Source organism: Janibacter sp. GS2 (genome assembly GCF_051200835.1).
GTDB lineage: Bacteria > Actinomycetota > Actinomycetes > Actinomycetales > Dermatophilaceae > Janibacter.
The window spans coordinates 421,230-444,670 of sequence record NZ_CP195161.1 but is presented as its reverse complement, the minus strand read 5'-3'; the positions used below and the strand labels follow the sequence as shown (position 1 = coordinate 444,670).

Annotated in this window: 24 protein-coding genes; 13 read left to right on the top strand and 11 right to left on the bottom strand. The window is 71.2% G+C overall.

Going from position 1 to position 23,441, the window contains the following annotated elements; genetic code table 11:
* Nucleotides 1–8: 8 nt before the first annotated feature.
* Both ACR9E9_RS02155 and ACR9E9_RS02150 read right to left on the bottom strand, forming a co-directional pair.
* A complete protein-coding gene (locus ACR9E9_RS02155) occupies nt 9–470 on the bottom strand; it encodes a pyridoxamine 5'-phosphate oxidase family protein (protein ID WP_435201228.1) in 462 nt (153 codons plus the stop codon).
* 63 nt (nt 471–533) lie between these two features.
* Nucleotides 534–710 carry a hypothetical protein gene (locus ACR9E9_RS02150; protein ID WP_435201226.1) on the bottom strand — a complete coding sequence of 59 codons (177 nt, stop codon included), beginning with the start codon at nt 708–710 and terminating at the stop codon, nt 534–536.
* Nucleotides 711–816: 106 nt separating this feature from the next.
* Here ACR9E9_RS02150 and ACR9E9_RS02145 point away from each other — a divergent pair, with 106 nt between their 5' ends.
* Nucleotides 817–1,272 (top strand): cytidine deaminase family protein, encoded by a 456-nt coding sequence (locus tag ACR9E9_RS02145; protein WP_435201224.1) that lies wholly within the window; start codon nt 817–819, stop codon nt 1,270–1,272.
* On the opposite strand, the gene ACR9E9_RS02140 is transcribed toward ACR9E9_RS02145, so the two are convergent.
* Together ACR9E9_RS02140 and ACR9E9_RS02135 are read right to left on the bottom strand one after the other, a co-directional pair.
* Complete coding sequence (locus ACR9E9_RS02140) at nt 1,211–1,552, bottom strand: cupin domain-containing protein (RefSeq protein ID WP_435201222.1); 342 nt, start codon at nt 1,550–1,552, stop codon at nt 1,211–1,213. The genes ACR9E9_RS02145 and ACR9E9_RS02140 overlap by 62 nt on opposite strands.
* Nucleotides 1,553–1,588: 36 nt before the next feature.
* Nucleotides 1,589–2,080: a hypothetical protein gene (locus ACR9E9_RS02135; protein ID WP_435201220.1), complete on the bottom strand. Its 492-nt coding sequence runs from the start codon at nt 2,078–2,080 to the stop codon at nt 1,589–1,591.
* 95 nt (nt 2,081–2,175) lie between these two features.
* Between ACR9E9_RS02135 and ACR9E9_RS02130 the strand changes: the two genes are divergently transcribed.
* From ACR9E9_RS02130 to ACR9E9_RS02090, 9 genes are all read left to right on the top strand, one after another.
* Entirely contained in the window at nt 2,176–2,721 is a 546-nt protein-coding gene (locus tag ACR9E9_RS02130; RefSeq protein WP_435201218.1) for a glycine cleavage system protein R, read from the top strand.
* Between the two features lie 55 nt (nt 2,722–2,776).
* On the top strand, nt 2,777–3,793 hold the full coding sequence (locus ACR9E9_RS02125; protein ID WP_435201216.1) for an NAD(P)-dependent alcohol dehydrogenase: 1,017 nt from the start codon (nt 2,777–2,779) through the stop codon (nt 3,791–3,793).
* A 92-nt stretch (nt 3,794–3,885) separates the two neighbouring features.
* Nucleotides 3,886–4,395 carry a potassium channel family protein gene (locus ACR9E9_RS02120; RefSeq protein ID WP_435201214.1) on the top strand — a complete coding sequence of 170 codons (510 nt, stop codon included), beginning with the start codon at nt 3,886–3,888 and terminating at the stop codon, nt 4,393–4,395.
* An 84-nt stretch (nt 4,396–4,479) separates the two neighbouring features.
* Nucleotides 4,480–6,117 (top strand): long-chain fatty acid--CoA ligase, encoded by a 1,638-nt coding sequence (locus ACR9E9_RS02115; protein ID WP_435201212.1) that lies wholly within the window; start codon nt 4,480–4,482, stop codon nt 6,115–6,117.
* Between the two features lie 17 nt (nt 6,118–6,134).
* The gene (locus ACR9E9_RS02110) at nt 6,135–8,765 is read left to right on the top strand and encodes an alpha/beta fold hydrolase (RefSeq protein WP_435201210.1); all 2,631 of its coding nucleotides are present in this window, start codon (nt 6,135–6,137) and stop codon (nt 8,763–8,765) included.
* Complete coding sequence (locus ACR9E9_RS02105; protein ID WP_435201208.1) at nt 8,762–9,571, top strand: ABC transporter permease; 810 nt, start codon at nt 8,762–8,764, stop codon at nt 9,569–9,571. Before ACR9E9_RS02110 ends, ACR9E9_RS02105 begins: the two co-directional genes overlap by 4 nt.
* Before the next feature lie 16 nt (nt 9,572–9,587).
* A complete protein-coding gene (locus ACR9E9_RS02100) occupies nt 9,588–11,297 on the top strand; it encodes a choline/carnitine O-acyltransferase (RefSeq protein ID WP_435201206.1) in 1,710 nt (569 codons plus the stop codon).
* A 156-nt stretch (nt 11,298–11,453) separates the two neighbouring features.
* Nucleotides 11,454–13,415: a BCCT family transporter gene (locus ACR9E9_RS02095; protein WP_435201204.1), complete on the top strand. Its 1,962-nt coding sequence runs from the start codon at nt 11,454–11,456 to the stop codon at nt 13,413–13,415.
* Nucleotides 13,416–13,521: 106 nt separating this feature from the next.
* Complete coding sequence (locus tag ACR9E9_RS02090) at nt 13,522–13,731, top strand: dodecin (RefSeq protein ID WP_435201202.1); 210 nt, start codon at nt 13,522–13,524, stop codon at nt 13,729–13,731.
* Between the two features lie 26 nt (nt 13,732–13,757).
* Here ACR9E9_RS02090 and heR read toward each other — a convergent pair whose 3' ends face one another.
* The 6 genes from heR to ACR9E9_RS02060 all read right to left on the bottom strand — a co-directional run bounded on the left by heR (nt 13,758) and on the right by ACR9E9_RS02060 (nt 19,295).
* Nucleotides 13,758–14,519, bottom strand: coding sequence for a heliorhodopsin HeR (heR, locus tag ACR9E9_RS02085; protein WP_435201200.1), 762 nt, complete (start codon nt 14,517–14,519; stop codon nt 13,758–13,760).
* Nucleotides 14,520–14,580: 61 nt separating this feature from the next.
* Nucleotides 14,581–14,970, bottom strand: coding sequence for an SRPBCC family protein (locus ACR9E9_RS02080; RefSeq protein WP_435201198.1), 390 nt, complete (start codon nt 14,968–14,970; stop codon nt 14,581–14,583).
* 32 nt (nt 14,971–15,002) lie between these two features.
* On the bottom strand, nt 15,003–15,890 hold the full coding sequence (locus ACR9E9_RS02075; RefSeq protein WP_435201196.1) for an oxygenase MpaB family protein: 888 nt from the start codon (nt 15,888–15,890) through the stop codon (nt 15,003–15,005).
* Nucleotide 15,891: 1 nt separating this feature from the next.
* Nucleotides 15,892–16,047: a hypothetical protein gene (locus ACR9E9_RS02070; RefSeq protein WP_435201194.1), complete on the bottom strand. Its 156-nt coding sequence runs from the start codon at nt 16,045–16,047 to the stop codon at nt 15,892–15,894.
* A 105-nt stretch (nt 16,048–16,152) separates the two neighbouring features.
* On the bottom strand, nt 16,153–17,346 hold the full coding sequence (locus tag ACR9E9_RS02065; protein ID WP_435201192.1) for an NAD(P)/FAD-dependent oxidoreductase: 1,194 nt from the start codon (nt 17,344–17,346) through the stop codon (nt 16,153–16,155).
* 5 nt (nt 17,347–17,351) lie between these two features.
* The gene (locus tag ACR9E9_RS02060; protein WP_435201190.1) at nt 17,352–19,295 is read right to left on the bottom strand and encodes an aconitate hydratase; all 1,944 of its coding nucleotides are present in this window, start codon (nt 19,293–19,295) and stop codon (nt 17,352–17,354) included.
* A gap of 258 nt (nt 19,296–19,553) precedes the next feature.
* Between ACR9E9_RS02060 and ACR9E9_RS02055 the strand changes: the two genes are divergently transcribed.
* Nucleotides 19,554–20,633 (top strand): FUSC family protein, encoded by a 1,080-nt coding sequence (locus ACR9E9_RS02055; RefSeq protein ID WP_435201188.1) that lies wholly within the window; start codon nt 19,554–19,556, stop codon nt 20,631–20,633.
* A 17-nt stretch (nt 20,634–20,650) separates the two neighbouring features.
* Here ACR9E9_RS02055 and ACR9E9_RS02050 read toward each other — a convergent pair whose 3' ends face one another.
* The gene (locus ACR9E9_RS02050; RefSeq protein ID WP_435201186.1) at nt 20,651–20,992 is read right to left on the bottom strand and encodes a DUF2200 domain-containing protein; all 342 of its coding nucleotides are present in this window, start codon (nt 20,990–20,992) and stop codon (nt 20,651–20,653) included.
* Between the two features lie 266 nt (nt 20,993–21,258).
* Here ACR9E9_RS02050 and ACR9E9_RS02045 point away from each other — a divergent pair, with 266 nt between their 5' ends.
* Nucleotides 21,259–21,846, top strand: a complete 588-nt coding sequence (locus ACR9E9_RS02045; RefSeq protein WP_435201184.1) for a TetR/AcrR family transcriptional regulator — start codon at nt 21,259–21,261, stop codon at nt 21,844–21,846.
* Nucleotides 21,843–23,387 (top strand): MFS transporter, encoded by a 1,545-nt coding sequence (locus tag ACR9E9_RS02040; RefSeq protein WP_435201182.1) that lies wholly within the window; start codon nt 21,843–21,845, stop codon nt 23,385–23,387. Before ACR9E9_RS02045 ends, ACR9E9_RS02040 begins: the two co-directional genes overlap by 4 nt.
* Nucleotides 23,388–23,441 lie beyond the last annotated feature (54 nt).

Here is a 23,441-nt window from a genome sequence, read left to right as displayed (position 1 = left end):
CCGCGCGGCTACTCCAGGGGGGCGCGGCGCAGGTCCGAGGGGAGGGTCTGCCACGCGCTCGCGTCCACCACGGTGAAGCGTCGGCCGGTGACCACGCCGGGGACGATGCGCACGAACCGACTCTTGTCCCCGCCCTGCCACGGGAACAGCGGAAGGTCGACCGTGTCCATCACGTCGTGGACTTCGGTGATCGTGCGCGCGGGGCCCTTGACCACCACGCTCCACGCCTGACCCGTGGCGGGGTCGTATCCGTCGGCCTCCAGGGCGACGGGGGTGCCGGACAGGGCGCCCAGGACCTTGCTCCCTTCGCCGGTGCGGAAGACGACGGTGCCCTGGTCCACCACGAAGTTCAGGGGAAAGATGTCCGGGTGGTCCTCCACCCAGACGGCCAGGCGGCCGAGCGACGTGGTGCGCAGCAGGGACCAGCACGCATCGACCGACAGCTGCTCGACATCCTCTGGGGTGGTCATGTCATCGCCTCCTGGGGCGCGAGGCTACCGGGTTCGACGAGCCACGACGGCGGTGCGGCCCGGCTACATCCGCCGCTTGCGACCCAGGCCGCGCAGGAGGGACTTGGCGCCCCGCTCGATCTCGCGGTTGGCGCCGGCGCCACCGCCCACGCCCCCTGTCCTGCGGCCCGGACTCCTGGGGGCCCCGGCGGCCGGTCGTCGTGCCGCGCCGGTGACCCTGCTGACGATTCCTCTGAGCATGGCTGTCCTCCGTTGGGCGGTTCGGTGATGCAGTGAAAGTGACCCTACTCCTGCCGCGGGGCAGCGGCAGGGGATCGGCGGGCCCGCGGCTCCATAGACTCAAGACATGTCGGACCCCATGTGCCAGCTCCCGTCCGCCCGCGCGTTGGACGACCTGGAGATCGAACTCGTCGAGGTGGCCCGCCGAACGATCGATGAGACCACCGACGCAGGGCCGGACGAGGACGGTGTCCACACCATGGGGGCAGCGGTCCGCACCGCCGCCGGGCTGACCTTCGCGGGCGTGAACCTCTACCACTTCACCGGTGGGCCGTGTGCCGAGCTCGTCGCACTGGGGGCCGCTCGTGCGGCCGGGGCACGGGAGATCACGCACATCGTGGCCGTCGGCAACCACGGACGTGGCGTGTGCAGCCCGTGCGGCCGTGACCGGCAGGTCTTCCTCGACTACTACCCGTCCATGCGCGTGCTCGTGCCGCTCCCGGGCGGCGAACCGGTGAGCGTCACTGCGAGGGACCTGCTCCCTCTGGCCCACGTCCGGCCGGAGTCACCGGGCGCGACCTGAACTCGACCTCGACGAAGGCGCACTCGGTGTCCGAGGTGTTGATGACGTTGTGGGTGTTGCCTGCGGGCCCGGTGTACGAGGCCCCCAGCACCAGCTGGTTGTCGAACTCCTCGTCGGCGGCGACCACGCGCACCGTGCCCGGCACCGTGGGCACCACGACGTAGTCGAACTCGTGGCGGTGCGTCCCGGTCTGGGTACCCGGTCCGAAACGCCACTCCGTGACCCGGGTGAACTCGTTGTCGATCTGTACCGTCGCCGTCGCCGTGGTCTCCTCGTGCATGGTCCGAGACTAGTGACGAAGGCCGGACCCCGTCGCCTAGCGCGGGACGGTGATGTCGAGGGTCGCGCCGCCGAAGCCGTTCTCGGTGTCCCGCCCCTCGATGGTCACGACATCGACGTCGTCGGGGATCTCCAGGCCGGTCTGGGTCCGGGTCACCGGTTGCTCGTCCGCGTGGTCGTGGCCCAGGGTGTGCTCGCCGAGCGCGGTGCCGTCCTCGTCGAGCACCCGCCAGCCGTCGGCGTACCGATCCGGGCTGTCGTACTGCGAGCTGAGCGTCACGTCCAGGGACCACTGACCGTCATCGCTCTTCAGCGCGGCGGCGAGGACGTCGGGGTGCTCGGCATCCTTCGTGTCCGGCGCGATGTCCGCGGACGTGCTGGCCGAGGCGCCCGACGGAGCCCCCGAGTCGGGGGAGGGGTCGGACGATCCCGTGCCACAGCCGCCGAGGACCATGATCATCGCTGCGGCAGCCCCAGCGGCCGAGGCGGCCCGGTGCACCGGCGTGCGGTGTGCGTTCGAGTGCGTCATCTCCCTCATGATGCCAGCCCGACGGTGCCGGTCCCGGCGTGGACGAGCGCCCGTCACCCGTGCGGCGGACGACGTGGTCTGAGTACGCTCCGAGGATGACCACGACTCTCGTCCTCACCGTCATCGGCGACGATCGCGTCGGCCTCGTCAAGGCCCTCGCCGACGTCATCGCAGAGGGCGGCGGCAGCTGGGAGCGCAGCCGTCTCAGCGAGCTCGCCGGAAAGTTCGCCGGCATCGTGGTGGTCACGGTCCCCGATGACCGCGTCGGCGCCCTTCGCGATGCGCTCGACCCGCTCGAGGGGCTCCTCGACGTCGCCGTCCACGACGCGCTGTCGACGCCGGCGACGGGTGCAGCCACACCGTCCGGGCAGCAGGTGCGCCTCGAGCTCGTCGGCAACGACCGACCGGGCCTCGTCGGCGGCGTGTCCGCGGTCCTCGCACGCCACGACCTCAGCGTCGTCGAGCTCACGAGCGCCACCCTCGAGGCCCCCATGGCGGGTGGCCGGCTGTTCGAGGCGACGGCCCTCATCGCGGTCTCGCACGACACCGACCTGGACGCACTGCGGGCCGACCTCGAGCGCCTCGCCACCGAGATCATGGTCGACCTGTCGGTCACCTCGGGCGACGCCTCCGCGACCTGACCGGCCACCGTGCGGCCGGGGCCGGCTCTGGCGCCGTAGGGCTAGCCTCAGTGGTGTGAGGGCGGTGTGGCAGGACCGGTACGGACCTGTGTCGAGCCTGCGCTGCGTCGATGTCCCGGTGCCGCGGATCGGGGCCGACCAGGTGCTCGTCCGCGTGCACGCGGCATCGGTCCATCCGGACGTGTGGCACGTGGTCACCGGCCGCCCTGCGGTCCTGCGGCTCATGGGGGCCGGTCTGCGTGCCCCCACGCACCACGTGCCGGGCAGCGACTTCGCCGGTCAGGTCACCCGGGTCGGCGAGGACGTCGGGTCGGTGGCGGTCGGGGACGACGTGTTCGGGGAGTCCCTGCCGCGGATGCAGTGGGCCAACGGCGGCACCTACGCCGAGTACGTGGCCGTCCAGCAGGACCGGTTGGTGGCCATGCCGTCCCGGCTCTCCCACGTCGAGGCGGCCACGCTGCCCACCGCCGGGATCATCGCGCTCCAGTCCGTGCGCGAGCAGGGGCAGGTCGCGGCGGGCGATCGCGTCCTCGTCAACGGGGCTGCGGGCGGTGTCGGGTCCCTGGCGGTGCAGATCGCGTCGGCCGACGGGGCGAGGGTCACGGCGGTGGACTCCGCCGAGAAGCACGACCTCCTGAGGGCGATCGGTGCCGACGAGGTGCTCGACCACACCCGCGAGGACTTCACCCGCGGCGACGAGCGCTACGACGTCATCATCGACATCCCGGGCAACCACCCCTTCTCCGCCATCCGGCGCGTGTTGGCTCCGCACGGCACCTACGTCCTCGTGGGGCACGACCAGTACGGCCGGACGGGCCGGGCCGTGCTGGGGAGCATCCCCACGATGTTTCGCCTCATGGCGCGAGCGCCGTTCAGCGAGCAGCTCCCGAGGCCGTCGTTCTCGAGCCGACCGAAACTGGAGCACCTCACGGCGCTCGCAGCTCTTGCCGAGGCCGGGATGCTGCGCAGCGCCATCGACCGCACCTTCTCCCTCGAGGAGGCCGGTGCGGCGCTGAGCCACCTTGCGTCCGGAACGGCCCGAGGGCGCGTGGTGCTCACCGTACTTCGGTGAATCGTCGCCGTCGGCGTGCACATCCCCCGTGGGTGCGTCGCCCACCACTCTTGGGGAGACTGTCCCCAGTCGACGACGAAGGAGCACGCCGCATGCGCCAGCCCCGGCACGAGAACCTGCGCAGTATGGTCGCCTTCGCGGCCGTCACGCTCTTCTACTACACCGTGCCGGTGCGCGACCTGGAGTCGGGCGGAGCGTGGGTGCTCACGGTCATCGCGCTGCTCGTCGCGGTCGCTCTCCTCGGGTGGGTCATCACCCACCAAGTGGGTCGGCAGCTGCGGGCGGGAGACCAGACCGCCGTGCGGATCAAGTCGCTGCTGCTGCTGATCTACCTGGTGGTCCCCCTCTTCGCCCTGGGGTACTTCGCCATCCAGGAGCACACCGGGGACCAGTTCGCCGGCCTCGTCACGAAGACCGACTCCCTCTACTTCACCATGACGACTTTGGCGACGGTGGGTTTCGGGGACGTGCACGCGACCGGCCAGCTCGGCCGGATGCTCGTGACCATCCAGATGGCCTTCAACCTCGTCTTCATCGGCACGTTGGCGTCGGTCCTCACCGATCAGATCCGTCGACGGGCGGAAAAGGTCGGGCAGAAGTAGCGAGCCACGGGTGCTTGGGCGAGGGGAGCGCCCCCAGCGTGCATAGTGTGGAACAGATCACCGTCCCGACCCAGGAGTGCCTCCATGTTGAGCACGATGCAGGACGAGCCGTTGTCGCTCGCCACCCTTCTTCGCCATGCCAGCACGATCCACGCCGAGGCCCGGGTGTCGACCTGGACCGGGGACGGCGTACGCACGATGTCCTACGAGGAGCTGGGCCGCCAGGCCGCGCAGCTGGCCCACGCCCTGCGCGGGCTCGGGGTCCGCGACTCCGACCGGGTGGCGACCTTCATGTGGAACAACAACGAGCACCTCGTCGCCTACGTGACCATCCCGTCGATGGGCTCGGTGCTGCACGCGCTGAACATCCGCCTGTCCGCAGAGCAGCTGGTCTTCGTGGCGAACCACGCCGAGGACAAGGTCGTGCTCGTCGACGGCAGCCTCATCCCGCTCTTCGGCCAGGTCCTGCCCCGGATGACGACGATCGAGCACGTGATCGTCGTCAACGGGGATCCCGCCACCCTCGAGGCGCCCGACGGGGTCACGGTGCACGCCTACGGCGAGCTCCTGGCCGGCCAGCCGGAGCACTTCGACTACCCGGAGATCGACGAGCGCGCCGCGGCCGCCATGTGCTACACCTCGGGCACCACCGGCGACCCGAAGGGCGTCGTGTACTCCCACCGCTCGAACTACCTGCACTCGATGCAGGTGTGCACCGCCTCCGGGATGGCCCTGTCCCGACAGGACTACGCCTTGGCGGTCGTGCCGATGTTCCACGCGAATGCCTGGGGCATCCCCTACGCGGCCCTGATGTCCGGGGCGTCCCTGCTCATGACCGACCGCTTCCTGCAGCCGGCACCGCTCCTGGCGATGATGGCCGACCAGCAGCCCACCTTCGCCGCCGCCGTCCCCAGCATCTGGACCGGGGTCCTGACGGAGCTGGAGCTCAACCCCCAGGACATCACCCACCTGCGCGATGTCATCGTCGGCGGATCGGCCGTGCCACCGGCGATGATGCATGCCTTCGAGGACCAGCACGGTGTGCGCGTCCTCCACGCCTGGGGGATGACCGAGACCTCCCCCCTGGGTAGCGTCGCCATCCCGCCGCCCGGTCTGAGCGCCGAGGAGGAGTGGCCCTACCGCATCAGCCAGGGGCAGTTCCCCGCGGGCGTCCAGGCGCGACTCGTCGACGACGAGGGCGCGATCGTGCCGCACGACGGCGAAGCACTGGGCGAGCTCGAGGTCAAGGGTCCGTGGATCACGGGGTCCTACTACGCGCCGGACGGGGTCACGGTCGACCCGGAGAAGTTCCACGACGGGTGGCTGCGCACCGGTGACGTCGGTAAGGTCACCGCGAACGGCTACCTCACGCTCGTCGACCGGTCCAAGGACGTCATCAAGTCCGGTGGCGAGTGGATCTCGTCCGTCGACCTCGAGAACGCCGTGATGTCCCACCCGGACGTCCTCGAGGCCGCCGTCATCGGTGTCCCCGACGAGAAGTGGGAGGAGCGACCACTCGTCGCGGTGGTACGCCGCGAGGCCAGCACCGTGGACGCCGCCGTCCTGCGTGAGCACCTGAGCTCCCGGTTCGCGAAGTGGCAGCTGCCGGAGCGCTGGTCCTTCATCGACGAGGTGCCCAAGACCAGCGTCGGCAAGTTCGACAAGAAGGTGCTCCGGGCCCGTCACGGGCAGGGTGGCCTGGACATCACCACTCTCGGTTGATGCTGGGACACTGAGCCATGCCGCCTGCCTCCCGTCGCGCTTTGAGCGCCCTCGTGCTCCTTGGCGTGCTCGGGACCCAGGCCCCCGCTGCGCAGGGAGGGGACAGCGAGGCGAAGGTGCGGGTCGAGCAGGTGACGGTGCCCGTCGGGGCCGAACCCGGTGGCGAAGGGGTCACCATCGATGCCGACATCTACCACCCCGGCGAGGACGCCACCGGCCCACACGAGTCGGTGCTGCTCGCGCACGGCTTCGGTGGCAGCAAGGACGACCTCGCCGGCCAGGCGCGGGCGCTGGCGGCGCAGGGCTACCTCGTGGTCGGATACAGCGCTCGGGGCTTCGGTGACTCCGGTGGGGCGATCCACCTCAACGATCCGGACTACGAGGTGGCCGACGCCATCGCCCTGGTCGACCGCATCGCGGAGGAGCCGCAGGTGCGGTTGGACGCGCGCGGTGACCCACGGATCGCGCTCGCGGGCGGCAGCTACGGCGGAGCCCTGGCCCTGATGGCTGCAGGGGCGGACTCACGGATCGACTCGGTGGCGGCCTCGATCACCTGGCACGACCTGGCCGACGCCTTCTTCCCGCAGTCGGCGACCGGGGCCGAGCAGCCCGGACCCTTCAAGGCGCTGTGGGCCTCGAACTTCTTCACCGGGGCGCTGGTCGGCGCCGGACCCGATGCAGACCCCTCGTGCGGAGCATTCGCCCCGCGCGTGTGCGAGCCCTTCGTGGCCGCCGCCGAGACCGGGGAGGCCGACCCCGCCCTGCTCACGCTGCTGCGCGAGCACAGCCCGGCACCCACGCTCGCCGACATCGAGGCGCCGGTCTACCTCACCCAGGGCATGTCCGACTCGTTGTTCGGGACGGACCAGGCCGACGCCACCGCCCGGACGCTGCAGGACGCGGGAGTGCCCGTGGCGGTGAACTGGTTCAACGGAGGCCATGACGGCGCCACCCAGGGCACCGGCGCCGGGGCGGCCGGCTCAGGTGACGGGCAGGGCGGCTCCGGGGAGACGGAGGCGGCTGATCCCGACGCGGCGTCCGCGCAGCGGGAGCAGCAGACCGAGGACCTGCTGACGTGGCTGGACGGCACACTGCGTGCCGATGAACCCGTGACCCAGGAGACGCTGCCCGTGCCGGCCTTCACCTATGCCCTGCCCCCGTCCCAGCAGATCGACCCCGATCAGGGCGAGCAGGTCGTGGAGTCCTCGTCCTACCCGCCGTCCGGTGGGGACGCGAGCACCGAGGTGCTGCCGATGTCCCCGGTGGGGCCGACCGGCCTGGTCAACCCGCCGGGCGGGGTCCCCCAGGCGACCACCGTCCTCCCGGGCATCGGTGGACTCGGCGGGCTGACCGCAGGGCTGTCGACCTACCCGCTCTCGGCGCTGCCGGGGCAGTCGGTGGCCTTCGACACCGATCCACTCGTGCAGGACCTGACCGTCGTGGGACGGCCGCGCGTCACCCTCGAGCTGACCTCGAGCGGGCCGCGCAGCACGCTCTTCCTCTCGTGGTGGGAGGTGCGGGGCGACAGCCCCGTCCTGCCCCGACGGCTCGTCGCGCCCGTGCAGGTCGACCTGACCCCGGGCACGCCCACCGACGTGGAGGTGGCGCTGCCCGGGGGCACCTGGGAGCTGCCCGAGGGCTCGACCTGGCGGGTGCTGGTCACGGCGACCGATGCGGCCTACAGCGGTCCGGACCGGGTGCGCTCCGACCGGGTGCGGCTGGCCGACCCCGGTCTGAGCGTCCCGGTCGCCACCGGCGCTGCGGTGAGCACGAGCAGCGTCTGGGATCGCGAGACGATCGGGGTGGCTGGGGCGCTGGGGCTGCTGCTCGTGCTGCTCGCCGGGCTGGCGGTGTACCGTCGGCGCGCCCCGCACCCGGTCCGCGAGGACCTCACCGACGTGCCGCTGGCCATCGAGGGCCTGGTCAAGGAGTACCCGGACGGGCACCGCGCCGTCGACGACGTGAGCTGGCGCGCCGAGCGTGGCCAGGTCGTGGGGCTGCTCGGTCCCAACGGGGCCGGCAAGACCACGACACTGCGCATGGTCATGGGGTTGATCCGACCCGACGCCGGAAGCGTGCACGTGCTCGGTCGCCCCGTCACGGCCGGGGCTGCCGTCCTGGGTCGGGTCGGCGCCCTCGTCGAGGGCCCCGGCTTCCTGCCGCACCTGAGCGGCCGCGCCAACCTGCTCTCCTACTGGGCCGCCACCGGCCTCCCCGCCGATGAGGCACGACTGGAGGAGGCTCTGGAGATCGCCGCGCTCGGTGACGCGATCGAGCGCCCGGTCAAGGCGTACAGCCACGGCATGCGGCAGCGGCTGGGGATCGCCCAGGCGATGCTCGGGATGCCCGAGGTGCTCATCCTGGACGAGCCGACCAACGGTCTGGACCCACCGCAGATCGCCGCGATGCGCCCGATGCTCATGCGATATGCCGAAGGGGGGCGCACCGTGGTCGTCTCCAGCCACCTGCTGGCGGAGGTGGAGATGACCTGCTCGCACGTGGTGGTCATGCACGCCGGCCGCGTGCTCGTCGCCGGCTCGGTCGACGAGCTCGGCATCGCGGAGGGCCGCAACCTCGAGTCGGTCTTCCTCTCCACCATCGCCGGGGCGGGCGACGGTGCCCACCTCAACCAGGTGCGGCCACGATGAGCCGGCCACTGAGTCTGCACGTCGAGTTGCGGCGACAGGTCACCCGGCCCCGCACCCGGTGGACCTTCCTCGTCCTGCTCGGCCTGCCCCTGATCGTGGTCGCCGCCTTCGCCCTGGGCGATGACGGTGGCGAGGGCCAGAGCTTCTCCGACCTGGCCACCACGGGTGCGGCCAACTTCACCGTCTTCATGCTCCTGATCACGGCGGAGCTGCTCATCCTCATCCTCGCGGCGCTCTTCGTCGGTGACCCGGTACCCGCTGAGGCCTCGTGGTCGTCGCTGCGCTACCTGCTCACCGCCCCGGTGCCGCGGGCCCGGCTGCTGACCAGCAAGCTGCTCGTCGGGCTCGGGCTGACCGCCCTCGCGGTGCTGACCCTGTTGCTGTGGGTCCTGCTCGTGGGCGGGGTCTTCTACGGGGGCGACTCGCTCTCGCTGAGCGCCGGCGGATCGCTCGGCTGGGGTGAGGTGGTGCCACGCCTCGCGGTGGGCGCCGGATACGTCTTCGTCGCCCAGCTGCCCTTCGCTGCCGTGGCCTTCTGGATGGGTGTGCGCACGGATGCACCACTGGCCGCGGTCGGTGTCGCGGTCTTCGCGGCGATCGTCTCCTCCATCCTGGACGCGCTGAGCGCCCTGGGCGACTACCGCCGGGCCCTGCCCAACCACTACTCGCGCGAGTGGATCGGGTTGTTCACGCAGGACCCCGACTACGCGGCGCTGCTGCCCGGGGTGTTGTGGGCGCTGCTCTATGCCACGATCTTCATCGCCCTGGGCTATGGCCACTTCGCTCGCAAGGACGTGCTCAGTTGAGGACCGGACCGCCCTCGTGAAGCACCTGCCGGTACCGCCGCTGCGCCAGAGCCTCGATCGCTACCTGGCCGCCGTCCGCCCGCTCTCGGACGCGGGGCAGCAGCGCAGGGCCGAGGAGGTCGTCGAGGAGTTCGCCGTGACGGACGGGCCGGTCTGCCAGGCGGAGCTGCTGGACTTCGCGGACGAGGAGGATGCCGCCGGCCGGAGCTGGTTGTCGCGTGCCTGGCTCTCGAGCTACCTCACCGACCGGTCACCCCTGCCGCTGAGCAGCAGTGTCGGGTTTCGCCTCCGGTGGGACAGCGAGTCCGCGGGTCTCGCCCGCGCAGCAGATCTGATCCACCGGGCGGCCAGTGTGCACCTGGCCTACCTGCGGGGCGAGATCGCGGACGAGGTCAGCCCCCGCGGAGACTGGATGGACATGCGGCAGTGGCGGGTCCTCGCCGGGGGAGCGCGGCACCCCCAGCCCGGTGAGGACGTCTTCCGTGAGGGCCGGCGTGAGGCCGGCGCACGCGAGATCGGTGTGGTGTGGCAGGGGCGCTGTCTGATGGTGCCCATCAGCGACGAGGCGGGCCGGCCGGTGTCCCGGCCGGCCATCACGGCCGTCCTGGGTCGGATCCAGGAGCTGGACCTGCCGGAGGACGACACCTTCACGCACGTGTCCTACCTCGGCAGCGACCGAGCGTCCGACTACCTCGATGCCCTCGTGGAGCATCCCGACAATGCGCAGTTGTACGACCGGCTGGTCGACGCGCTCTTCGTGGTCAACCTCACCGACACCGCGGCGAGCGACGAGGAGCACCAGGAGCGGGTGAGCTTCCACCCCGGTCAGGCGTGGGCCTACAAGCCCCTCACCTACCAGGTCGGTCTCGTCGACGACTTCGTCGGCCTGCACGTCGAGCACAGCGTCGTCGACGGCGCCACCGTGCGGGCGATCGTCGCGGTGATGCAGGGGGTCCAACCCACCGACGGGGAGGAGCCACCACCACGCGCGGAGCCGCTGACGTGGACCATGACCGATGACCTGCGCTCGCGGCTCGCCCGTGACATCGCGGCCTACCAGCAGCAGGCCGAGGCCCAGCGGGTGCACATCGTGCGGTGCCCGAGGGCGGTGCCCGCGGACCTCCCCTTCCGCGTCAGCCACGACGCCCTCCAGCAGCTGAGCATCCTGTACGCCCAGCTCGCGGCCTACGGGCGGGTGCGCAGCACCTACGAGGCGGTGGACATGCGCGAGTACCAGGCGGGCCGCACGGAGTGCCTGCGCCCGGTCGGCGCGGATGCCCTCGCCCTCGTGCGGGCCGTGCTCGGGGGCGACGCCACGCCGGAGCATCTCCGTGCCGCGCTCGCCGAGCACAAGGACCAGGTCATCGCCTGCAAGAGCGGGCACGGGTTCGACCGTCACCTGACGGGACTGGCGCTCATGGCAGGACGTCTCGGACTGAGTCCGATCGTGTTCGAGGAGGAGTCCTACGACCGTGTCACCACGGACTTCCTGTCCACCTCGTCGCTGGGTGATTCCCAGCAGATGGTGCGCTTCACCTTCGCCCCCACCAGCGGTGGCGGCATCGGCGTCAACTACACCGTCACCCGGGACGGGTACGAGTTCGCGGTGATCGTCGACGTCGACCGGGCCGAGCCCATCGGTCCCTTCCTGAGCGCGCTCGAGGCCGGCGTGGAGGCTCTTGGTCAGCTCGTGGTCGACGCGTTCGCGGGGTCGCAGGGCCGGTGATGCACCTCACGACGGAGTAGCGTGACCGGCATGACCGGCACCACCACCACCGGACGATGAGGTTGTTGATGTGAGCTGCGCACCGATGGGCCCCACCCGCCGACCCGACGACTCGTCGACGGGATGTCACGCCGCCATCCGTGCGGACCGCTCATCATGACGCCTCCGAGTCTTCCGCGTCAGGCGGTCCGCCGCGTCGTCGAGGAGGTGACGAAGCCGGGCCTCGTGCACCCCGCGCTCATCCCCGGCATCGGTGTCGAGCGCACCAGTCGCGTCTTCACGACCAACCTCCTCGTCTTCGCCATCGCCGGCCTCAGCGTGCTGGGGGTCATCCTGTGGTCCGTCATCTCACCGAGCAGCGTCGCCACGGTCGGCGAGGCCTCGCTGGCCTGGGTGACGACGAATTTCGGGTGGATGTTCGGCGTCCTCGCGATCGCCATCTTCCTCTTCATGCTCGTCGTGGGCTACGGGCGCACCGGCGGCGTGCGCCTGGGCGCGGACGACGAGGCCCCCGAGTTCACGACCGTCTCGTGGGTGGCGATGCTCTTCTCCGCGGGCATGGGCATCGGGCTGCTGTTCTACGGCCCCTACGAGCCCTTCGTCTACTTCGCGGACCCTCCCCACGGCGTGGCCGCCGACCCGGAGACGGTCGAGGCGATGGAGGCCGCGCTCGCCCAGACGATGCTGCACTGGGGGCCGATCGCGTGGGCCTTCTACGCGCTCGTCGGCGGGGCGATCGCCTACAGCGCCTACCGCCGCGGTCGCGCGCCGCTCATCTCCGCGATCTTCGAGCCGATCTTCGGTCGCCGGGCGCACGGCCCCTTCGGTGCCGTCATCGACATCTTCGCCATCCTCGTCACGCTCTTCGGCACGGCGATCTCCCTGGGGATCGGTGCGCTGCAGATCGCCACGGGCGCCGAGGTGATCACCGGCCTCGGCCCGTTGGGCAATGGCTTCATCGTCGCCATCATGACGCTGCTCACGGTGGCCTTCATCATCTCGGCCGTCTCGGGGATCAAGCGCGGCATCCGCGCGCTGTCGAACATCAACATGGTCGTCGCCGGCTCCCTCGCGCTCTTCGTCTTCATCGCCGGCCCCACCGTCTTCCTGCTCAACTTCATCCCGGCGGGCGCCCTCGACAACGTGCGGCAGCTGGGCACGATGCTCATTCGCAACCCGAACCAGGGAGCCGACACCGCGGACTTCATGGCGACGTGGACGACCTACTACTGGGCGTGGTGGGTCTCGTGGACGCCCTTCGTCGGCATGTTCATCGCCAAGATCTCCCGCGGTCGCACGCTGCGCGAGTTCGTCACCGTCGTCATCATGGTGCCCACGGCGGTGTGCCTGCTGTGGTTCGGGATCCTCGGCGGCACCTCGATGTGGATGAAGCTCAACGGGACGGGCATGGACGCCTCCGCGGCTCCGGAGGCGATGCTCTTCGACATGCTGGGCAACCTGCCCTTCGGCACCGTGACGTCGACCCTCGCGATGGTCTCGATCCTCGTCTTCTTCGTCACCTCCGCCGACTCCGCCTCGATCGTCATGGGCTCGATGACCCAGCGGGGCAAGCCCGACCCGTCCCGGTGGGTGACGATCACCTGGGGAGTCATGCTCGGCGGGACGGCCATCTCGTTGCTGCTCGCCGGCGGCGAGGACGCCCTGGGAGGGCTGCAGTCGATCATGGTCGTCTCCGCCCTGCCCTTCGCCTTCATCGTCATGGGCATCATGGTGGCCTGGGCCAAGGACCTGGTCACCGACCCGTACATGCTGCGCAGCAAGTACGCGCGCCTCGCGATCGCCGAGGGGGTGCGCCTGGGCATCGCGGACCACGGGGACGACTTCGTCTTCGGCTCCAGCCAGGTCGCCTCGGACCACGGCGCCGGCGCCTGGCTCAACAGCACCGACCCCGAGCTGAGCGACTGGTACCTGGACGCTGCCGGGGAGCTGCGGGCGGTGACCTCCGAGGACATCCGGCGCACCCTGGACCCGGGTCGCATCCAGCCCAGGGGACCGGAGCGCCCGGACTTCCTCGCGTCCGGCGAGGCCGCCATGAGCACGGGCACGCGTCGTCGTCGACACCCCGAGCGCGAGAGCGTCGACCAACCGGTCGACTGACCTCGCCGGGCAGCGATGGCGGGTTGACACCCCCGAGCCAAGGGGGACACGCTCGAGGGACCAGGTCGCCACGCGCGCGATCGCCATCACTCTCCAGGGGGTCACCATGACCGACCACACCTACCGCGTGACCGAGATCGTCGGCACGTCGCCCGACGGCGTGGACCAGGCCATCCGCAACGGCATCGAGCGGGTGTCCGCCACGGTGCGGCACGTCGACTGGTTCGAGGTGACCCAAGTGCGGGGAGTGGCCGTGGACGGCCGCGTCGACTACTTCCAGGTGGGCCTCAAGGTCGGGTTCCGGCTCGAGGACTGAGCTCGTTCGCGGGGTCGCGCCGCGCGTCAGCCGGCGAGCGATCCTGCGAAGATCTGCCACGCCAGTGCACTCTTCGCGACGAGGCTGAGGACCAGGTAGACCTTCTCGCCGTACGCGTAGTCGGCCCACCGCCCGATCTGCCGGTACTGCAACCACTGGTTCACGGCGAAGCTCATGAAGAAGACGAACAACGAGACGATGATCCCGAGGACGAACCCCGGTACCTCGGCTGCTCCCAGCGTGTTCGCGAAGATCGCCACCCACGGGGCGGCGCCGGCGACGCAACCGAACCAGAAGGGCAGCATCGTCGTCGAGTCCCGACCCGGTGGGTTCATCACCTCCTGCAGCCAGCCGAAGAGGATCATGGCGACATTCGCGCCGCTGATGAGGATGACCTCGGTGAACCCGGTCAGCCCGGTGTAGAAGCCGATGAGGATGATCATCAGGGTCGAGCTGAGCGAGTACTCGACCCAGCGGAAGCGGTTGACGCCGGCGCGCAGGCCCGCGTCGTAGCGGCCGCGCAGCACGGTCCCGGTGAGCAGGTGGTCCACGGCGGCCAGCGCCAGGAACACGGCGATCGCCGCGCCGACCCGCACGTCGAACAGGGCCTCGGGCGCCGGGGGCGCCGAGCCCGGAGGGCCCTGGGGGACCGCCGAGGTGATCGTGATGGCGAAGCCGGTGGCCAGCGCCAGGACGAGGGCGGCCTGGAGGGCGTGCAGGACGGCGAGCCCGATGTTCCAGACCCTCAGTCGGCTCAGGCTCGAGGCGGTGACACCGGTGGCTTCCATGACGGTCCTCCACTCATCGGGTCTCCGCGGTGGGCGCGAGCGACCTCGTGTCCTGATCTTCTCACTCCCGACGCAGCAGCCGGCGAAGGGCGATGGTCGCGATCCGCGCGTACGCCGGGCTGATCACGGGGGGCCCGGAGACCGCCAGCCACGTCTCGCTGCCCTGCGCGTGGGGGAGCACCCCGTGGTGGAGGCGCAGGGACAGTCCACCCACCCGGACCCGCCAGGTCCACGTGCGTTCGGCCGCCGCGACCTCCTCGATGGCGAAGGGGATCCCGATGCCGCCGAAGGTGCGCACGGTCCCGCGGGTTCCCGGGACCAGCACCGGGTGGTCGTACTCGACGAAGCGGATCTGGGGCGACCACGTCCGCCACAGGCCCGGGTGGACGTAGCGCTGCCACGCCGTCTCCGGGCTCGCCGGTCCGGTGACGCTGACGCGTGAGGTGGTCATGGGTCTCCTGTCCTGGTGTCGGCGGGCCCGGGTCAGTCGACGGCAGCCAGACCCCACCGCACGAGGCGGGCCCCGACGGCGCCGGCCGCGGCGCCGCCCCGCGGGCTGGTCAGGTCGAGCTCGTCACGGGCCCACGGCGGGAGCAGGTCGACCGCGCCGAGCGCGAGGAGCCGGTAGCCGGGACGGGCGGCCCGGGGCAGGGGTGGTTCGCGCAGCAGGAAGTCGGCGGCATCGCGGGCCGCGGGCGTGGCGAGCAGCTCACTGCGGGCACCCTGCAGCGCGGCCTCGAGCTCGGCGACGGTCATCGGCAGGTGGGTGGCGCCGAGGGCCGCTGCCGAGGTGGCGCTCTGGGCGACGTAGGTGTCGGCCTCGTCCGGGGTGAGGGGATGGGTCCCGTAGCGCTGGTGGCCGGTGAGGAAGGACCACGCCTCGGCGATGTGGACCCACCGCAGCAGGTGGGGGTCGCTGGCCCGGTAGGCCCGCCCTTCCTCGTCCTTGCCGCGGACCCTCTCGTGCACGTCACGCACGACGGCGATGGCCTCCTCGGCGTGCTCGATGGTGCCGAAGGTCGTCGTCGCGAGGTAGTGGCTGGTGCGCTGCAGTCGCCCCCACGGGTCACCGCGATACCCGCTGTGCCCGGCGACCCCTGCCATCGCGGCCGGGTGGAGTGACTGCAGGAGCAGGGCGGTGATCCCCGCAGGGAACATCGACGCGTCGCTGTGCACGCGCCAGATCGGGTCCTCCTGCGTGAACCAGCGTGGCCCGGGGGTGTCCCAGATCCGGGCGCGAGCCGTCTCGGCGTCGGCGCCGGCGACCTTGGCGCGCACGGCCTGCCCGATCCGGCGTTGCAGGGTCGTGGTGACGGCCCCGGCGGCGGACGACAGCCGCCTGCCGTGGGGCCCGTGGTCGGTGCTGGTCATCTCAGACGTCGGCGTCGTCCGGGCCGGGGGTGGAGTGCTCGCTCGGCACGGCGTCCGCGTCCAGCTCGGGTGCGTCGCCGCCGAAGCTCGTCTCGGACACCTGACCCTCCGTGTCGCGGTCGTGGTCGTGCTGGTGCCCGTGGTCGGGGTGGGTCATGGTCAGGCCTTTCGGAAGGTGCGGAGGGTGCGGATCAGCGGTGTCCGTGCCTGCTGACGACGGGTGTGGACGGGCCGGTGGTGGTGGTGGCCCGCGCGCCGTGCGTCAGCCAAGGGCGTCGGCCAGGCTCGTGGTCGTGTCGCGCAGCGCCGGCGTGGCCTGCCGTCCGATCCAGGCGCGAAGGGGGTCGATGGCGTCCCAGTCGTTGGTGTGCATGCCCGCGACCACGCGTCCCTCGCGGAGCCACACGGCGTTGATCACCCGGCGCTCCCGGTCGCCGCGCACGATCACCTCGTCGACGTCCGGACCCCGGTGGCCGACGTACTCCATGCCGAGGTCGTACTGGTCGGTGAAGAAGTACGGCTGTCGGCCGTAGGGCTCCTGCCCCCCGAGCATGCTGCGGGCCGCGTGCCGGCCCTGGTGGATGGCCGCGTCCCAGTGCTCGACCCGCAGGCGCCCCAGTGACGGGTGGTCGTGGTTGGCGACGTCACCGGCCGCGTAGACGTGGGGGTCGCTCGTGCACAGGCGGGCGTCGACGAGGATGCCCGAGTCGACGGCCAGCCCCGCGTCGGCCGCGAGGGAGACCTGCGGCTCCGCTCCGATGGCCACGAGGATCACGCTCGGGTGCACCTCGTCACCATCGGAGAGGCGCGCCCGCGTCCCGTGGGCGTCGTGCTCGATCGAGATGACGGACGTGTCCGTGCGCAGGTCGACGCCGTGCTCGCGGTGCAGGTCGGTGAAGAGCGACGCGAGCTGCGTGCCCAGCGGCCCGGCCAGCGGCGTCGACGCGCTCTCGACGACGGTCACCGTGCCGCCGGCCTGCCGAGCGGCCGAGGCGACCTCGAGGCCGATCCAGCCGGCGCCGATGACCAGCAGCGCGCCGGACAGGTGGTTCCGCAGGGCCTCCGCCTCCTCGATCGTGCGCAGGTGGACCACCGGGGCGCCGGAGTCGTCGGCCATGGGCAGGTGACGTGAGGTGGCGCCGGTGGCCAGGAGCAACTGGTCATAGGAGATCCGCCGCCCGTCCACGGCGAAGGTCCGTGCTGCCGGGTCCAGGTCGCTCACCCGGGTACCGGTGAGGAGCTCGATGCGCTGCTGCGCGTACCACTCGGCCTCGTGGACCAGCGCGTCTTCCGCGGTGCCGGTCCGCAGCAGGATGTCCTTCGACAGCGGCGGTCGCTCGTAGGGCGCGTGCGGCTCCGCGCCGACGAGGGTGATGTCACCGTCGTACCCGGCGTTGCGCAGCTCCTCGGCGGCGCTGGCGCCGGCGAGGCCGGCCCCGATGATGGCGATGGTCATGGTGCTCAGACCTCCTGTGCCGTGAGCGGGATCCGACCGCCGGCGAGCACCATGTCGACCTGGCGCTCGGACAGGCGGTGGTGCAGCGCGACCTGCCGTCCGGCGATGGTCGCCGTCAGACCGCGGCCGCCGCGCAGGGCGTCGTGGATGCCCTCGAGGACCACGTCCTCGTCCTGGGAGATGTCGTCGTGGTCCGAGGGGTCGTCGAACTCGAGCGGGAGGATCCCGAAGTTCGCGAGGTTCTGCCAGTGGATCCGCGCGAAGGACTTCGCGATGACGGCGCGCAGGCCGAGGTAGCGCGGGGCGATCACCGCGTGCTCACGCGAGGAGCCCTGCCCGTAGTTGTCCCCGGCGACCACGACGTGGCCGGCGCTGGCCCCCTTCGCCCTCTCCGGGTAGGTCTCGTCGATGCGGGAGAAGGAGAACTCGGCGATCTTGGGGATGTTGCTGCGGTACGGCAGCACCCGTGACCCGGCCGGCATGATCTCGTCGGTGGAGACGTTGTCGCCCATCACGAGCAGCGCCGGCACCGTGAGGGAGTCCTCGACCGGTGAGAAGTCCGGCAGCGAGGAGATGTTCGGTCCCTTGACGAGCTCGACCTGCCGCGCCTCCTCCGGCGCGAGCGGTGGCTGGAACATGTCGGTGATCGTGCTGTAGCTCTCGGGCATCGTCGGTCGCGGGTAGGACAGTCCGTGGCTGTCCGCGAGGGTACGGGGGTCGGTGATCCGGCCGGTGAGTGCTGCGGCGGCCGCCGTCTCGGGCGAGCAGAGCCACACCGCGTCCTCCTCGGTGCCGGAGCGTCCGGGGAAGTTGCGGGGCATGGTGCGAAGGGAGTTGCGCCCGCTGGCCGGGGCCTGCCCCATGCCGATGCACCCCATGCACCCGGACTGGTGGATCCGGGCCCCCGCCGCCACCAACGAGGTCAGCCAGCCCCCGGTGATGAGGTCGGCCAGCACCTCGCGGGAGGTCGGGTTGATGTCCACGGAGACCGCGGGGTGCGCCTGTTGACCCTGCAGGATCTCGGCGACCACCGCGAAGTCGCGCAGCCCGGGGTTGGCCGAGGACCCGACGACCACCTGGGTGACGTCCTCGTCCTCGACGTCCGCGACCGGGACGACCCTTCCCGGCGAGGACGGCATCGCGATGAGGGGCACGAGGGTGGACAGGTCGAGGTGTTCGGTGACGTCGTAGGTCGCGCCGTCATCGGCGACCAGCCGCGTGTGGTCCTCGGCCCGGCCGACGGCACGCAGATAGTCCTCGACGGCCTCGTCGGCGGGGAAGACGCTCGCGGTCGCGCCGAGCTCGGCGCCCATGTTCGCGATCACGTGTCGATCCATCGCGGTCAGGCACGCCAGGCCGGGCCCGTGGTACTCGATGATCCGGCCGACGCCACCCTTGACGTCGTGACGGCGCAGCAGCTCGAGGATCACGTCCTTCGCCGACACCCAGTCGGGGAGCTCACCGGTGAGCTCGATGCCCCAGATCTCGGGCATCGTCACGTACAGGGGCTGGCCCGCCGTGGCCATCGCGACCTCGAGACCACCGACGCCGATCGCCAGCATCCCCAACGCTCCCGCTGCGCACGTGTGCGAGTCGGACCCGATCATCGTCAGGCCCGGCCGGCCGAAGTGGGCCTGGTGCAGGGGGTGGGAGACCCCGTTGCCCGCCTTGGAGAACCACAGGCCGAAACGCTGCGCCGCGGACTGCAGGAAGAGGTGGTCGTCGGGGTTCTTCTCGTCGGTCTGCAGCAGGTTGTGGTCGACGTACTGGACCGACAGCTCGGTGCGGACACGGTCGAGGCCCATCGCCTCGAGCTCGAGCATGACCATGGTTCCGGTCGCGTCCTGGGCCAGCGTCTGGTCGACGGTCAGGCCGATCTCCGACCCCCGCTCCATGCTGCCCTCGACGAGGTGGTTGGCGATGAGCTTCTGCGCGACGGTCCGTGGCACGTGTCTACCCTCCGGGAGTGGCAGTCCACCGCCGGTCCGATGGTGGACCTCCCCCATGCTAGGCCCGCGTCCCACGTGGCGTCACCAGCGTCGCGGCACGGGTCCGGTGTGCCATCCTGACCGCTTGTCGCGTGCGCGTCCGCCGCACGTCGGTATCGAGCCGCCGTCCGTGTGAAAGGTCCGTGCATGACCGGGTACGACTCAGCCGGAAGGGCCCCGACGGGTCTTGTCGAGCGTTCGCGCAGAAGCGTCTCGGAGGTGGTCAGGGGCCCGGAGTTCCTCACCGACCTGCTCCAGATCACCAAGGCCGTCACCGCGAGCACGGTCGCGTGGTGGGTCGCGGTGAACGTGCTGGACTCCCCGGTGCCTTTCCTCGCCCCGTGGACGGCACTGCTGACCGTGCACGCCACGGTCTACCGGTCACTGGCCCGCGGCGCGCAGACGACAGTCGCCTCGGCGATCGGCGTGGGCGTGTCCTTCCTCATCGGGTACTTCCTCGGCGTCAACGTGTGGACCTTCGCGCTGGCGCTGTTCGTCGGCCTGGCGGGGGCGCGGATCTCCTGGATCCGGGACGAAGGGGTGGCCATCGCCACGACGGCGATCTTCATCCTCGGCAGTGGTTTCTCGGAGCAGCAGCCGCTGCTGGGCAACCGGCTGGTCGAGGTGTGCCTCGGGGTGGCGGTCGGTGTCGCTGTCAATCTGCTCGTGGTGCCACCGCTGCGCGATCAACAGGCCTCGAGCTATGTCGACAGCATCAACCGGCGGATGGGGCGGGTGCTGACCGACATGGCCGACGAGCTGTCCTCGTCCTGGGACACGGACCGCGCCGATGCCTGGGTTGCCGAGACCAAGGGCATGAGCAAGGAGCTCGACTCGGCGTGGCAGACGGTCCGGTTCGCGCGCGAGAGCGCGACCCTCAACCCGCGCCTGCGCACCCCCCGCACCTGGCAACGGGCCAACGCGCAGCAGGGCCGCAGGGTCGGGTACCACGAGATCCTCGAGCGGGTGGACGAAGGGATCTCCCACCTGCGGCACCTGGCCCGGACCCTGCGCGAAGCGACCTACGACGGAGGTGAGTGGGACGCGAACTTCCGGGAGCAGTGGGTGGGCGTCATCCGGGACACCGGTCGGGCCATCGCGGACCCGGACGCCGAGGTCGAGCCCATCGAGGACCGCCTGGATGAGCTGGCGACGAGCGCCGGTGACGACGACGCCCTGCCCGGGAGGCTGTGGCCGATCTACGGGTCCCTCATCACCAGCGTCCGCCACATCGCCAGGATCGTCGACGACGTCGCCTCGGCGCGCGAGGCCCGGGAGGCCTCGGGGGACGCCGCCTGACCGACCTCGGGGTGCGGTCAGCCGCGCAGCACCGTGGCCATCGCCTTGCCCCGGGCGAGCTCGTCGACGAGCTTGTCGAGACAGCGGATCCGTTGCATCAGCGGGTCCTCGACGTCCTCGACGCGGACCCCGCAGACGACGCCGGTGACGAGCGAGGCGTTGGGGTTCATCGGGGCCCGGGCGAAGAAGTCCTCGAAGGTGGTCTCCTCGCTCAGGTGCCGCTCGAGGGTCGCCTGGTCGAAGCCGGTGAGCCACCGGATGACCTCGTCCAGCTCGTCCTTCGTCCGCCCCTTCTTCTCGACCTTGGTCAGGTACAGGGGGTAGACCGCGGCGACGCTGGTGGTGAAGATCCGGCTCATGCCCCGAGAGTAGGCGAGTCCGACACCCCGGTGTGGCCCCTCGACAGGATGACCGAGATCAGGTCGCCGGCGGGGCCCGTGGGCTGTGCGCCCCCGACCCACACCGCCCGGAGGTCCCGGTGCAGGGGGTCCTGCGCGACGGGCACGCCCACCAGGTCGCCGTAATCGACCGCCTCGCGCACCGCGTGCGCGCCAAGGGGCTCGACGCGCACCCCTGCGTGCTGTACACATGTACATGTACACCTGTACAACAGTGAGGAGTGGACGTGTCCACCGAGGAGACCGGGCCCCCGCCCGGACGACGTGACCCGCAGGCCCGGCGGCAGGCGATCGTCGAGGCGGCGGCGGAGATCATCGTCGAGCCGGGGAGCGCACTGACCCATCGCGCCGTCGCGTCCCGCGCGGGCGTCTCGCTCGGCTCCACGACGCAGTACTTCGCCTCCCTGGAGGAGTTGCGCACCACCGCCCTCACCTCGCTCGCCGACGAGATCGACGCCGACCTGGCCGCCGTCGAGCACGACCTCCTTCCGCTCGAGGGTGCCGCGGAACGCAGTGCGGAGATCATGCACGACTTCCTGCTCGACACCCGAGCGGTCCGCACCGACCTGGCCCTCATGACGGCCGCGATGTCCGACCCGACCCTGCGGGACCTCGCGCTGCGGTGGAGCGACCGCCTCACCGACATCCTCGCGACGCACATCGGTCGCGAGCGGGCTGCCGCGATCGTCCTCTACCTCGACGGAGCGACGATGCACGCCGGGCTCCACGACGACCCGGTGGGCGTGGCGGAGATGACCGCCGTGATCCGGGCCCTCATCACCTTGCCGACCGACGACGGGGACGGCGCCCGATGAGCACCCTGACCGCACCCGACCCGACCGAGGTCATCTCCACCCGACGTGCATGGGCGGCCGTCGCCGTCCTCAGCGCGAGCCTGCTCGTCGTGACGATGGACATGACGATCCTCACCATCGCGCTGCCGGAGATGGCGGCCGAGCTGCGCCCCACCGCCAACCAGCAGCTGTGGATCGTCGACGTCTACTCGCTGGTCCTCGCGGGGCTCCTCGTCTCCTGGGCGGCGCTCGCCGACCGCTGGGGCCGCAGGCGCATGCTCATGCTCGGCTACGCGATCTTCCTCGTGGCCTCACTCCTCGTGCTCCTCGCCGACACCGCGGAGGCGGTCATCGCCCTTCGCGCCTTCCTGGGCATCGGTGGGGCAATGATCATGCCCAACACGCTCTCGCTGATCCGGGTGATCTTCACGGATGCGAGCACGCGCGCCACGGCCCTGAGCATCTGGGCCGCGGTCTCCGGACTGGGGGCTGCCGTCGGACCCTTCGTCGGCGGGTTCCTCCTCGAGCACTTCTCCTGGCACGCGGCCTTCCTCGTCAACGTGCCGCTGATGTTGCTCGCGATCGTCGCCGGGCTGGTGATCCTCCCCGAGTCGAAGGTGGCGACCGCCGGCCCCTGGGACATGCTCGCCGCCGCGCTCTCGCTCGTCGGCATGACGCTGATCGTCTGGGCGGTCAAGGCCTTCGGGAAGGACGCCACGCTGGCCAACCCGACGGCGCTCGTGGCCTCGGCCGTCGGGGTCGGTGCCCTCGTGTGGTTCGTCCGCCGGTGCCTGCACAGCCACCACCCACTGCTCGACGTCGGGCTCTTCCGCAACCGGGCCTTCTCTGCCGGCATCATCGCCGCCCTCGGCACCACCTTCGCCATGCTCGCCGCCCTGCTGCTGCTCACCCAGTGGCTCCAGCTCGTCGACGGCGCGAGCCCGATCGAGTCGGGCATCCGCCTGATCCCCGTCGCCCTGGCCGCTGCCGTCGCCTCGCTCGGTGCGCCCCTGCTCGCCCGGCTCCTCGGGGCGCGAGCGGTGCTCGCCGGAGGTCTGGCACTCGCGGGGGTGGGCCTCTTCGCGGTCGGACTCGGGCCCGACGAGCTGACCTATGCCCTGGTCCTCGTGGCGATGCTCCTCGTCGGCGTCGGGACCGGCTCGCTCGCCATCGCCTCGGCCATGATCATGCTCAGCTCGCCGGAGGACAAGGCCGGCAACGCGGGGGCGCTGGAGGAGACCTCCTACGAGCTCGGCGGCACGCTCGGGGTGGCGGTCCTCGGCAGCATCTCGGCACTCGTCTACCGCACGCAGCTCGAGGGCTCCCGGGCACTACGACAGGCGGGAGGCGAGGTGGCGACCCAGGCCGAGGACTCCCTCGGTGGGGCCGTCGCCGCCTCCGAACGGCTCGGGCTGCCCGCACTGGCCGCCGACGCGGGCGCGGCCTTCACCCAGTCCCTGCAGACCGCCGGACTCGTGGGCGGCGCACTGATGTTCCTCGTCGCGGCGACCGTCTTCGTCGTGACGCCGAAGGGGACCACCATCTCCGGTGCCTCGCACTGACCCGCGCGGGCGTGACCGGTGAGAGCGCATCTGCCTAGGCAGATGCGGGAGGGC